We start from the raw sequence: 12,547 nt of genomic DNA, 5'->3' as shown, positions 1-12,547 counted from the left end.
GTTTTGCCTGCCAATCGTACGACACCATGCTTACAAAAACAGCATTCCGACTATTTTTACAGTTGCGAAACAGGCACTGTTGCTTACCCGTATATGGCACGTGACTTGCTGTCGCTAGTGAACTGAACAGCCATGACATTTACGGAGTTAACCATGCAAACAGGTTTCCTTATCGATATGGATGGAGTCATCTACCGAGGCAGTGAGTTGATTCCAGGGGCTGATCGATTTATTCAGGAACTACGAAAAGATCAAGTGCCTTTTGTTTTTTTGACGAACAATAGCCAGCGTACGAGGCGTGACGTTCAAACCAAATTGGCACGTATGGGGGTTCTTGTCGACGAGCACAATATCTTTACATGTGCGATGGCCACCGCGAGATTTTTGGCAGCGAAAAAACCAGCCGGTACGGCTTATGTCATCGGGGAAGGGGGCTTACTGCAGGCGCTGCACAGGAATGGGTATTCGATTGTAGATCATTCACCTGATTTCGTTGTCGTGGGAGAGGGCCGTACGGTAACACTGGATGCCCTGGAAAACGCAGTCAATATGATCCTTGCCGGTGCAAAGTTGATCGCAACCAATCTTGACCCGAATTGCCCTACGCAAACCGGCACTCGTCCCGGTTGCGGGGCAACGGTAGCTTATCTGGAGGCTGTGACGGGGATCAAAGCGTTCAGTGTCGGCAAACCGAGTCCCGTCATGATGCGAGCCGCCCGAAAAGAGCTTGGACTAGCCACGTCACATACCATAATGCTGGGGGACACTATGGAAACCGATATCCTTGGTGGCGTTCAAATGGGATATCGAACGGTACTTACGTTGACCGGAGGGACAACCCGAGATGATCTTGACGAGTACGCTTATCGTCCGGACGTTATCGTGGAATCTGTGGCCGAACTCTGTAATCTGTCCACGTTTCTGGAGGGCCGTTTGACCGAAGCCAGTGCTGAGAATAGCTCATAACGTCATCGTCCTCGAGGCGTTCATGTGTCACTTGAAGCTCAGAGATGTTTCATGACGCAAAATCGATATCCATCGAGGTGGAGGTAGTGAAGCGGATTCATCGATTGTGTATTGAACTTTTTTGCATCGCCTGTTGACGCATCCGACGTCGAAGGTCGTACTGGTGATTGAGAACCTCAACACACACACACACACACACACACAGAACCGCCACGCGGTACGAAGCTTTCGTGCGTGATGAGGTCAGACGCCGGAGCGAAGGGCCGGAGATTTACGATTCACCAATACTGCCAGTCGGCTTGATCTGGCCGAAATAGAAGTGTGTGTTCTCACACGTCGGTGTCAGGATTGATAGACTTCGGACCGCCAGACGCTGATCTTGGCAGGTTCAGGCCCGGAAAGACGAAGTCAACAGTACGGAATACACAATTTTCTGGGAGTTCAAATATCAGAATGCATCAATCAGACTCACGAAGTTTCTAATACGTCAATTCACTTCTGACGGAACACGAATGGTCATCGAATTCTGCTGATCGGCTGAAAACCACTTATCTTTATCTCGCGAATTGCGAGTTGATTTCAAACGATTTCGGAGTCAGACTTTGCAAGGTCGGGCGCTAGGCAGGTCGGTAATAAATCTTGCTGTTCCACTCAGCGGAATTCTGTGACTCAATCTGAATTCAGGGTGACATATGCTGACTCGGTCAAATCAAAGGCAGAAAAGTCACCTGCGACCTGCGTTCACACTGCTTGAAGTACTGGTCGTTATTGCAGTCATCGGTGTTCTTCTGTCGCTGTTGGTTCCGGGAGTGCAGCAGGTCCGCGCGGCGGCTCGCCGTATTCATTGCGCCAACAATCTCAAACAGCTTGGATTGGCGGCACATCTGTTTCACGACACATACGGGGTCTTTCCTCCGGCGCGGCTGATTCTTGATGTTAAGCGGACAGGGTTGGATATCGGGAACTCCGTTGCACTCGATGAAGCATCCTGGCCGGTGCGTTTGCTGCCATATCTGGATCAGGCGAATGTGTATGACGAGTGGGATGAATATGGGACCTACCTTGGGCAGACGCCGGTTGCCAGGAACCGTGCGATAGCTGTTTTTCTGTGTCCTGCCCGCCATTCTGTTTCGGAGGCTGTCGTTCCGGATGAACAGATTGTCATTACGGCTGCCTGCGGCTGTCCTGCCGGCCTGCAGACTGTTCCGGGAGGTGCTATTATTGACTATGCAGCCAACCACGGTGATTTGTCTCCGGGTGCGGTGAATGCACCAACCGATTTTTACTGGGGCGGGAACGGTACTGGTGTTCTGATTTCGAGTCGTCCTGCCGGTAACCAGAAAACTGTAGAGCCGGACTGGCTTGATAAAATTGGTATTGTCGACGTGGCAGACGGTACCAGTAATACGCTGTTAATCGGCGAACCGCATATTCCAGAGGGAAGTGACAAATCCACACCGTACAATGGTCCCGCCTATTTCGGTCGTTATTTGACGAATTTCGCACGGATTGGCGGTCCGGGGGTCCCTCTGGCTCACAGTTCCACGGACCAGCGAGCCGATCAGTTTTCGTTCGGCAGTTCGCATGTGGGATTCGTGCAGTTTGCTTTGGCGGATGGAAGTGGTCGGCAGATCAGCACATCCACCAGTACCAGGGTTCTGGGGTATCTCGCCAATCGGCACGACGGTCAGCCTGCGGGTGGATTCTGAGTGATGCGGTGTACTCTGCTGTGGATTCTCGCGTTGCTTTTGTTTGGGTGTCAGACTGACCGAGTCTCCACGTATCCCGTTCGCGGTCGAGTTCAGTATACAGACGGTACCCCTGTGCGCGTCGGAACGATTGAGCTTGAATCTGTGACATTTGGGACTACGGCCAGTGGACGAATTCAGCAAGACGGTTCATTTGTACTGGGGACCTATACCTCATCCGACGGAGCAGCGTCCGGAAAGCATCGAGTTGTCGTTGTGCAGATCATTGTCAGTGATGGCACTGTACAGCATACGAAGGATCACGGTCGACCGGTTCCTCGACGCTACGGAGACTACGCACGTTCATCGCTGTCTGTCTCTGTTGAACCGCAGCCTCTCAATGATCTGATTATCGAGCTGTCGGGCGACTAGATCCACAGCCGGTCTGAGCGATCGTCCCCTGAGCTGACCAGGGGCACTTCATCCTGTTTGGCGAACAGTGTTCCGAAGGGAACCGCCCCTGTGCCTCCGGAATGAGAAACGTGCACGCTTTTGTGATGAATTAACGACTCACAGCCCCGGGGGACGGGCTTCTGTAAAGTTTGCGAAATTTGTGAACGGTGCCGGACTGTGACAGCATCGGGACACACAATTCTGCAGGCCGACTGCCATTTACGAGTTTGTGTGAACATCTGCGGTCTGAATTCGCGGATCACCGACGGCAAAAACAGCCGTTTGACACAATCTTTGGTGATCGGCCGACATCAGGGACTGCCAATGTCAGCACATGCAATAGACACGCATGATCGATGCCGATGATAATTTCTACTGTGAGCCAGGCTGACGATTTTCAACTGGCCGTACAAACGGTAGGTTTGGTGTCGTCTCCTTTTAAAGTTGTTCGCAAGCAACGGGGTGCTGGCCAGCGAAGTCATGAATCAGGAATTAAGTGAAATTCGGTGTACTTTCGATGCACCAGCTGATGGTTCCACGCTGTATCGGTCAATGGGAGCCCATGTGACTGATGCAGGTGTGCGGTTTTCTGTATGGGCTCCCAACGCTCGTGAAGTTTCAGTCATTAGCGACGGCAATAGCTGGTCGCCCGGTCGCGATTTCCTCAACTCCAGTGATGGCGGTGTCTGGTGTGGTGAAATTCGCGGCGCAACGTCGGGGACGTGTTACAAATTTGCGATTCGAACTCGTGACGGGCGGTTGATTGAAAAAGCGGATCCTTTTGCTTTCGCATCGGAATTGCGCCCGGCCACAGCATCGATTGTATGGAATCTGCGCGGATACGACTGGACTGACGATGACTGGCTGAATAAACGTATTTCGACCGACTGGCTGCGGTCTCCTGTCAGCATTTACGAAGTGCATCCTGGATCGTGGAGGCGTCCTGAAGACAGTCGTGAATTTCTCAACTATCGTGAGCTTGCATCGGCCATTACTGAATATGTACTGGAAGCCGGTTACACACACATTCAGTTGATGCCCGTCACCGAACATCCATTTGACGGGTCGTGGGGATACCAGACTACAGGCTACTTCAGTCCGACCAGTCGTTTTGGCTCACCTGACGATTTTCGATATTTTGTTAATTACCTGCACCGTCATGGACTGGGAGTCCTGATCGACTGGGTCCCCGGTCATTTTCCGACTGATGACCATGGACTGGCCCGGTTCGACGGTACGGCCATCTATGAACACGCTGATCCCCGACAGGGGTTTCACCCGGACTGGAATACCTACATCTTTAATTACGGCCGACGCGAAGTGGCCGAATTTCTCCGGTCAAGCGCCCGGTTCTGGTGTGACGTGTATCATGTGGACGGTATTCGTGTCGATGCCGTGGCTTCCATGTTGTACCTGGATTACTCACGTGCTCCGGGAGAGTGGATACCAAACCAGGATGGGGGTCGTGAAAATCTGGAAGCCGTTCAGTTCCTGCGTGAGATGAACACGATGCTGCACAGCGAGTTTCCCGGCGTTTTGAGTATTGCCGAAGAATCGACCGCGTGGTCGGGCGTCTCCCGTCCGGTACACACCGGAGGGCTGGGTTTCACGATGAAGTGGGACATGGGCTGGATGAACGACACTCTGCGATTCATGCAGCGTGACTGTATTCATCGCAACTGGCATCTCAACGATCTGGTATTCAGAGCGGTTTATGCGTTTACGGAAAATTTTATATTACCGCTGTCACACGATGAAGTTGTCCATGGCAAGCAGTCTCTGCTGTCTCAAATGTCAGGCGATGAATGGCAGCAGTTTGCCAATCTTCGTTTGCTGTATGCGATGCAGTACATGATGCCGGGCAAGAAACTGCAGTTTATGGGGGCCGAGATCGGTCAGTGGAACGAATGGGATCACGATGGCGAAATCGACTGGCTGCTGCGGACTTATGAACGTCACGAAGGCATTCGCCGAATGATCTGCGACAGCAATCGACTGTACACCAAAGAAACGGCTTTACACGAAGCTGACGTTTTTTCTCAGGGGTTCCAGTGGGTTGTGGGCGACGATACAGAGAACTGTGTGATAGCCTGGATTCGCAAATCACTGGATCAGCAGCAACAGGTACTTATTGCCGCGAATCTTACACCCGTTCCGTGCAGTGAATATCGAATTGGCGTCCCGAAAGCCGGGTTTTATCGTGAGATTTTTAACAGCGATGCAGAGTGGTACGGCGGGTCAGGAACGGGAAACCAGGGCGGACGCTACAGTACGGACACGGCCAGTCACGGATTCCAGGACAGTATCTCCATGTTCGTTCCACCACTGGCAGTCGTGGCATTCAAGCCGGTCTCGCTGTCCGAAGACGTATCCGCATCATCAAATGATTAAGCCAAAGAGTGGCTGCGATCATGTTTTCAGTCGGTCGTTGATTTCTTCAACGACCTGATCTGCAGAGATGCGTACCTGTTCCAGACTGTCGCGATCACGCAGCGTTACGGAGTTGTCTGAAGCGGTATCGCCGTCCACCGTGAGGCAGAACGGTGTGCCAATTTCGTCCTGACGACGATAACGTCGTCCGATGGCCCCCTGCTGGTCGTAGTGACAGTTCAGACCGGCCGCCTTGAGTTCACCGAATATTTCGGCGGCCTTTTCCGGCATGCCTTCCTTCTTGATCAGCGGGAACACGGCAGCCTTGACCGGGGCCAGTCGCGGATGAAACCGCATCACGGTGCGTTCCTGGGGTTTTCCGTGTTCATCCGGCTGCGCGTCTTCATGATATGCCTCACAGATGAATGCCAGAGTCGCCCGGTCTGCACCCGCAGATGGTTCAATGACGTGAGGAATGAATCGTTCACGGGACTGGTCATCAAAGTAACTCAGATCCTTACCGCTGCCCCGATGGACCGGGTGGCCGTTTTCGTCCTGCTGGACTTCCAGTTCGCCCTGTTTGGTTTTGGCCAGCTTGCCTTCCATATGTGACCGCAGATCGAAGTTGCCTCGGTGAGCAACTCCCTCCAGTTCACCGTACTCGCCGTCTTCCAGAAACGGGAAAGCGTATTCAATGTCAGCGGTGCCAACAGAATAATGGGCAAGTTCAGACGCTTCATGATCGCGAAGGATCAGACGTTCGGAACTGATGCCCAGATGCTGATACCACTGGTAACGACAATCCCGCCACCATGTGTACCATTCTCTCGACTGATCCGGATGGCAGAAGAACTCGATTTCCATCTGTTCAAACTCCCGTGACCGAAACGTGAAGTTACGGGGCGTGATTTCGTTTCGGAAGCTCTTTCCGATCTGAGCCACGCCAAACGGCAGTTTGACTCGGGTACTGTCTGCCACATTGCGAAAGTTGACAAAGATACCCTGTGCGGTTTCCGGACGCAAAAACGCCGCGTCTTCGCTGCTGCCCAGCGCTCCGATGACCGTTTTGAACATCAGGTTGAACTCACGAGGGGCTGTGAGCGAACCGGCCCGGTTTGCACCGGGGGCCACCACGCACGCAAAATCAGCTTCGGTAATCCGGTCAAGCGTGGTTGCCTCGCCGTCCCACTGAAGCCGATCGGCGTATTTCTTTTTGAGCCCAAACACGCGCAGAGCTTCTGCCGTCAGATCCTCCTGAAAGTTTTCTGCGGTGGACGCCACCAGCACATGTTCAAATTCTTTCTGGTCACTATCGCGAACTGAATCCGGCGGAGTACTATCCAGCTGACCCGGTACCGTTTTGTCCCGGGAGCTGACTCGTCGCACTCGAACCTGATCCAGGCGAAAACGACCGCGTGTTTCACGGCAGTCAACCATCATATCGTGGAACAGGTCGTAGTGTCCCGAACACTTCCAGACCTGGGGATGCATGATGATTGAAGTTTCCAGTCCCACCATCTGGAATTTTCCTGGCGCGCCGTCCGACAGCAGGAGTTCATTGTGGGACTGCACCATGTCTTCGTACCAGACGTTGCGTACATTCCTCTTTAGTTCTGTACCGAGCGGACCATAGTCCCAGAATCCGTTCTGTCCGCCGTAGATCTCTGAGTTCTGAAAGACGAATCCCCGTCGCTTGCACAAGGCGACGATCTTTTCCATCGAACGACTCATTTGGATAACCTTTATGCCTCGGGTACAGCTGGACCGAAGCAGCATAGCTCTGCTGTCAATTGTGATGTCCGGGCAGATAAAACATCCGGGGTGTCGATATTCACGGCTCGGTGGGCCGGGATTGTAGGACGGGGCCAGGCTTTGTCCAGCGGTGGTCGCGATCGCTCCGGGGGGCTGTCCTCAGCAGTAACGGGAAAATTTATGAACTATGATTGTTTGGTGATTGGTCTTGGTGGTATGGGCAGCAGTGCCCTTTATCACCTTGCGAGACGCGGCCTGCGTGTTTGTGGTCTGGATCAGTTTGGTCCGGCGCACGCCCGAGGAAGTTCGCACGGCAACTTTAGAATATTCCGAAAGGCCTATTTCGAGCATTCAGATTATGTTCCGCTGCTGCAAACTGCTGAGCAGCTCTGGAGGCAGCTCGAATCAGAAAGTCAGGTCTCACTATATCATCGTATTGGTGTTTTGCTGTCCGGGCCGGCTGACGGGGAAGCGGTTCCCGGAACTCTGGCTGCAGCGGAACAGCATGGTCTGACAGTGGAAGTCATTGCTCCGTCTGAAGCTGCCCGACGCTGGCCACTGCTGCGATTTCCGGAAACGCATCGTGTGGTGCTGGATGCTGATGCCGGTATTCTTGCAGTTGAACACTGCGTGGCTCAACATCTGGAACGAGCGGCAGAGCTGGGTGCTGAAACCTGTTTTTACGAACAGGTGCAGGACTGGAAGTTGAATTCCGGTTCTGTCATCGTGAGGACAGACAAGGCGACCCGAACAGCAGAGTCGGTCGTGATTGCCGGGGGTGCCTGGTCACGGTCGCTGCTTAGTGCCGAACGGACGGGTGTGGAGCTGCCGCCGATGCAGGTTCTGCATAAACTTCAGTTGTGGCACACCGTTGATCGACCGTCACGAGATGCTCTTTCAAAGCTGCCTGCATTTTACTTTGAAACAGAAAACGGAGCTTTTTACGGTATGAGAACCGGGCTGGCAGAAATCAAACTTGCCCGGCATACACAAGGTGCAAAAATAACTGACCCGTCGAACCCCGGGGAGGCTGCTATGCTTGCGGAACGTGTCCCCTGTGTGGAATTTGCCGGAGATTTCCTGCCGGGGATTAATACAGAACCGTTTCGCACCAGCGGTTGTTTTTATACCACATCACCGGACGGTCATTTCATTGTGGACCATGCCCCCGAATGTTCACGAATCGTGTTCGCTACGGGCTTTTCGGGCCACGGATTCAAGTTTGCCAGCGTAATCGGGGCAGCACTGGCCGATCTGGCCACCACGGGGCGGACGAACCTGCCAATCGATTTCCTCAGCAGCCGACGGTTTCAATGAACGAAGTTCCCCGGGCGGTTGAACGTTGTCGACAATCCGCATACGCTGCCGGGCATCGTCGACGCCTCATTGGTTACTCGAGGTCGTTTCAGTCTGTAAATCTCCGATTCGGCAGCATCATCGATGATTTTGAGCGGCAGTGAAATCAAGGCCCAATTGGGTAAGAACCTGTCTATCGATCCCTTTTCCGAGGATCAGCTCAATCCCAACAGCTACAATCTGTGTTTGCACAACGAGCTACTCGTCTACGAAGAAATCGTGCTGGACATGAGACGTCCCAGTCGATTCAGACGGCTTTCGATTCCCGAAGACGGGCTGGTGCTGCAGCCCAATCAGCTGTATCTGGGACGCACGATTGAACACACCGAAACACACAATCTTGTGCCAATGCTCGAAGGTCGTTCCTCCATCGGACGTCTTGGCCTGTTTGTACATGTAACGGCTGGATTTGGTGACGTGGGTTTCTGCGGATACTGGACGCTCGAAATGTTCGCAGTACAGCCCGTGCGGATTTATCCTGGTGTTCAGGTGTGCCAGATTTTTTACCACACCATTGAGGGTGAGGTCACAAAATACGAGAGCACGAAATATCAGCATAATACCGATATTCAGCCGAGTCTGTTGTTTCGGGAACTGGGGCTGCGGGACGATCGTCAACTGCAACTCGACTTTGACGAACAGGCAGCGGCCGCTTCCGAGCAGACGGGCTGAATATTTCAGCACATTGCCGTTCTGTCTGGGAAAATTTTCGGAACCGGCACCGACCGGACTGCGGCAGTCGGACGGGGATAAATTAAAAAACGCGAGTCCGATCTGAACTCGCGTTGGTTCCGGTGGGCCGGCGCTGGGGCGCCGGTCTGTCTGACTCACCTGGCTTTATTCGGACTTGCCGTCTGCAGCCTTGTCATCACCAGGTAATTTTCCTTCTTTGATCAGATCTCCGTAGGTCTTGCCTTTAACGTGACTCTTTTGGCTTTCCAGCTTCTTCAGTGCCTCGGTAACTACTTTTTTATCTTTTACCCATTTTTTTGGGTCAGTCACGCCGAGTTCTTTTTTGAGGGCAACGCCGTAATTGTTGCGGATTTTCTTGCTCTTAACAGGGTGACACACCGAACAACCGATTTTCACACCCTCGGTCTTTGCCAGGTCAGGATAGACCTTCTGATAGAGTCTTTTGTAGGGGGGGCGCGCTACTGCATCTTCGGATGGCAGAACAACAAAAGCGATGAGTAATGCACCGGCGAACATAGTTCGACCAAAGGTCGTCAGATTCAACATTCAGGCCTCCAAAAGTTCATCAGGGATTAATGTGTCAGCATGTAGCCGGCAGCATGTACATTTTCATGGTTCTGTCGCCGGAATCAACACCGAAATCCGACCGAATTTATTCTGCATATTTAGCATCAAGGTTTTAGCGATGTTGGTGTTGGGTTAATAGGGCAGAGAGGGTAGTTTAGGAGCCCGGAGGGCTCGGGGGTAGTCGGTGGTTGAGCGTCACGTGGAACTCACTGCGAGTGAATGACCGGTTCATGGTTCTGTCGTAATCCTCTGCTGGACTTTGTTTTGCGGTGATTGTATAAGCGTCAGTCCGATTTTCTTGGTCTGTCAGCGGAAGTCACGGTGAGTCCCGCTCCGGACCAGTCCTTCAACCGAGTTTTGTGGGTCGGAGCGGCCGACCTACTCCCTCCAGGCGGTTCTTTTAGCCATGGTCGACCATAACCTCATTCGAGAGTTTTCTGTAGACGAAGACGAAATTGACTCCCTGTTTACTGAGTCAGAAGAAGTCATCTATGAGCACGAGGCTCAAACGTATGACATCAATCAGTTGCTGAATGGCCGGGTGGTGCGTGTCGACGATGAGGAAGTTGTCGTTGATATTGGCTACAAGAGTGAAGGAGTCATTCAGCGGGACGAATGGGATGTTGGTGATGAACTACCGGAACCAGGATCGGATATAGAAGTCCTATTGGAAGAATTTGAGGATTCCATAGGCCTTATTCTGCTGTCGTGGAGAAAAGCACGCCGCATTCGTCAGTGGGAAGATGTCATCTCCCGTCATGCGGAAGGCGACATTGTAAAGGGGCCGGTTGAACGCAAGATCAAGGGAGGTCTGCTGGTTGACATAGGAGTGCACGTGTTCCTGCCTGCCAGCCAGGTCGATGTGCGGCGTCCTCAGGATATCGGTGACTACATCGGTCAGGATATCGAGTGCATGATTCTCAAGATCGACGAGCAGCGACGCAACATCGTCGTCTCCCGTCGTCGACTCATCGAAGAAGCTCGTGAGAAGATGAAAAAGGAGCTGCTGGAAACGCTCCAGGTAGGCGATCTTCGAAATGGAACCGTCAAAAATATTGCCGATTTCGGAGCGTTTGTCGATCTTGGAGGGATCGACGGGCTGTTGCACATCACTGATATGAGCTGGGGGCGTATCAGCCATCCCACAGAGATGGTTAAGATCGATGATGAAGTGGAAGTGATGGTGCTGAATATTGACTACGAGAAGGAAAAAATCGCCCTTGGTCTCAAACAGAAATCAGCGAGTCCCTGGGATAACATTGAGGAGAAGTTTCCTGTCAATACCACGGCGAACGGAGAGGTTGTCAATGTGTTGACATACGGTGCCTTCGTCAAGCTGGAAGACGGCATTGAGGGACTAGTTCATATCAGTGAAATGTCGTGGACTCGTCGCGTCAGTCATCCGAGCGAACTGGTGAGTATTGGCGACGAAGTTGAAGTGATGGTGTTGGGAATCAACACACAGAAACAGGAAATCTCCCTGGGAATGAAACAGACCCAGGACAATCCGTGGGACGATGTTTCCCAGAAGTATCCTGTGGGTGAAACGGTTGCCGGAACTGTGCGCAACCTCACCAACTACGGTGCATTTGTTGAACTTGAGGAAGGAGTCGACGGACTGCTTCACATCAGTGATATGTCATGGACTCGCAAAGTTTCACATTCGAATGAGATCCTGAAGAAGGGAGATCCGATCGAATGTCAAATCCTTTCCGTTGATGAAGAGCGTCGAAGGATTGCACTCGGACTTAAGCAGCTTGCCGAAGATCCGTGGGAAAGTCACATTCCGGAAAAATATACTCCAGGAAGTTCCGTAAGCGGCAAAGTCACCAAGATCACAAATTTCGGTGTCTTTGTGGAGCTGGAAGACGAGCTGGAAGGGCTGCTGCACGTTTCTGAGCTGGCAGATCATAAGGTCGAGCACCCGGAAGCCATGGTCAACGTCGGAGAGGTACTCGAAGTACGTGTCCTGCGAGTTGATACCGCCGATCGAAAAATTGGTTTGAGTTGTCGGTCGGATGAGGAGATTAAGGCTCAGGCGGCTGCTGAATCTGACTCAGGTGCCGCCAGCCCTGCCGTTGGAGAGATGGACTCTGGTACTCGCGAAGAACTCAAGGGAGGCATGGGGGCTACCGCCGGACCTCTCTTTAGTTTCAGTAGTGGTGATGAAGCTGCTGAAGGTGAACCGTCTGCCCCGGAAGTGACACCGGAATCAGCCGTCGGAGACGAAACGGAAAGCGGTGAAGAGAACGCTGCTGATCAGAACGCTGCTGATCAGGACGCTGCTGATCAGGACGCTGCTGATCAGGACGCTGCTGATCAGGATGATGATGAAGCAGAAGTTTCCGAATGATCTGATCGTCTTTGTCGAATCAGCAATCTGAACAGCCAAACAATGCCCGACTTTGAAAAAAGTCGGGCATTGTTTGGCTGTGCTCACAGAGTTGTGACAGATCAGCCGTAGAAATACGTTCTGTCGCCCGGCGAAATAGTGTTCGCTTTAGTAAGCGAACACTTCGCAACCGATTTCCGGAGGCCTGATGGTTCACGGGTGTCCAACGGCATCGTTTGTGCCGATTCAACATGATTGCTTGATCAGTGTGAAGAGCCGACGGGCATGCTCACTTGTGACCGGAATTTCGCGGAACTGAGTTTGTCGGACGTGTTGCCGTTGAGTTAACTCGTTTTCCTCATGAGTTTGG

9 protein-coding genes are annotated in these 12,547 nt (G+C 52.6%); 7 read left to right on the top strand and 2 right to left on the bottom strand.

Annotated features, from left to right (window positions below):
- Positions 1-153 precede the first annotated feature (153 nt).
- From MK110_05440 to glgB, 4 genes are all read left to right on the top strand, one after another.
- Positions 154-966, top strand: coding sequence for an HAD-IIA family hydrolase (locus tag MK110_05440; protein ID MCH2210723.1), 813 nt, complete (start codon positions 154-156; stop codon positions 964-966).
- 692 nt (positions 967-1,658) lie between these two features.
- Entirely contained in the window at positions 1,659-2,675 is a 1,017-nt protein-coding gene (locus tag MK110_05435) for a DUF1559 domain-containing protein (protein ID MCH2210722.1), read from the top strand.
- A gap of 3 nt (positions 2,676-2,678) precedes the next feature.
- Entirely contained in the window at positions 2,679-3,086 is a 408-nt protein-coding gene (locus MK110_05430; GenBank protein ID MCH2210721.1) for a carboxypeptidase regulatory-like domain-containing protein, read from the top strand.
- Between the two features lie 501 nt (positions 3,087-3,587).
- Positions 3,588-5,498, top strand: coding sequence for a 1,4-alpha-glucan branching protein GlgB (glgB, locus tag MK110_05425; GenBank protein MCH2210720.1), 1,911 nt, complete (start codon positions 3,588-3,590; stop codon positions 5,496-5,498).
- 18 nt (positions 5,499-5,516) lie between these two features.
- Here the strand turns inward: glgB and MK110_05420 are convergent, their stop codons facing one another.
- Entirely contained in the window at positions 5,517-7,208 is a 1,692-nt protein-coding gene (locus tag MK110_05420; protein ID MCH2210719.1) for a glycine--tRNA ligase, read from the bottom strand.
- Positions 7,209-7,298: 90 nt separating this feature from the next.
- Between MK110_05420 and solA the strand changes: the two genes are divergently transcribed.
- Both solA and dcd read left to right on the top strand, forming a co-directional pair.
- Positions 7,299-8,546: an N-methyl-L-tryptophan oxidase gene (gene solA / locus MK110_05415; GenBank protein MCH2210718.1), complete on the top strand. Its 1,248-nt coding sequence runs from the start codon at positions 7,299-7,301 to the stop codon at positions 8,544-8,546.
- A 123-nt stretch (positions 8,547-8,669) separates the two neighbouring features.
- Entirely contained in the window at positions 8,670-9,257 is a 588-nt protein-coding gene (dcd, locus tag MK110_05410; protein ID MCH2210717.1) for a dCTP deaminase, read from the top strand.
- Positions 9,258-9,422: 165 nt separating this feature from the next.
- Here the strand turns inward: dcd and MK110_05405 are convergent, their stop codons facing one another.
- Positions 9,423-9,824 carry a hypothetical protein gene (locus MK110_05405; GenBank protein MCH2210716.1) on the bottom strand — a complete coding sequence of 134 codons (402 nt, stop codon included), beginning with the start codon at positions 9,822-9,824 and terminating at the stop codon, positions 9,423-9,425.
- A 427-nt stretch (positions 9,825-10,251) separates the two neighbouring features.
- Here MK110_05405 and MK110_05400 point away from each other — a divergent pair, with 427 nt between their 5' ends.
- Positions 10,252-12,198: a 30S ribosomal protein S1 gene (locus MK110_05400; GenBank protein ID MCH2210715.1), complete on the top strand. Its 1,947-nt coding sequence runs from the start codon at positions 10,252-10,254 to the stop codon at positions 12,196-12,198.
- Positions 12,199-12,547: the final 349 nt, after the last annotated feature.

It is taken from the genome of Fuerstiella sp. (assembly GCA_022447225.1).
Classification (GTDB): domain Bacteria; phylum Planctomycetota; class Planctomycetia; order Planctomycetales; family Planctomycetaceae; genus S139-18.
The sequence above is the reverse complement of the archived record's forward strand: the minus strand, read 5'-3'. Positions and strand labels throughout refer to the sequence as shown.

Excerpts from the sequence above, each read along its gene's own strand:
- MK110_05440 (MCH2210723.1), top strand. The coding sequence starts at position 154 with ATGCAAACAGGTTTCCTTATCGATATGGATGGAGTCATCTACCGAGGC.
- MK110_05435 (MCH2210722.1), top strand. The coding sequence starts at position 1,659 with ATGCTGACTCGGTCAAATCAAAGGCAGAAAAGTCACCTGCGACCTGCG.
- MK110_05430 (MCH2210721.1), top strand. The coding sequence starts at position 2,679 with ATGCGGTGTACTCTGCTGTGGATTCTCGCGTTGCTTTTGTTTGGGTGT.
- glgB (MCH2210720.1), top strand. The coding sequence starts at position 3,588 with ATGAATCAGGAATTAAGTGAAATTCGGTGTACTTTCGATGCACCAGCT.
- MK110_05420 (MCH2210719.1), bottom strand. The coding sequence starts at position 7,208 with ATGAGTCGTTCGATGGAAAAGATCGTCGCCTTGTGCAAGCGACGGGGA.
- dcd (MCH2210717.1), top strand. The coding sequence starts at position 8,670 with ATGATTTTGAGCGGCAGTGAAATCAAGGCCCAATTGGGTAAGAACCTG.
- MK110_05405 (MCH2210716.1), bottom strand. The coding sequence starts at position 9,824 with ATGTTGAATCTGACGACCTTTGGTCGAACTATGTTCGCCGGTGCATTA.
- MK110_05400 (MCH2210715.1), top strand. The coding sequence starts at position 10,252 with ATGGTCGACCATAACCTCATTCGAGAGTTTTCTGTAGACGAAGACGAA.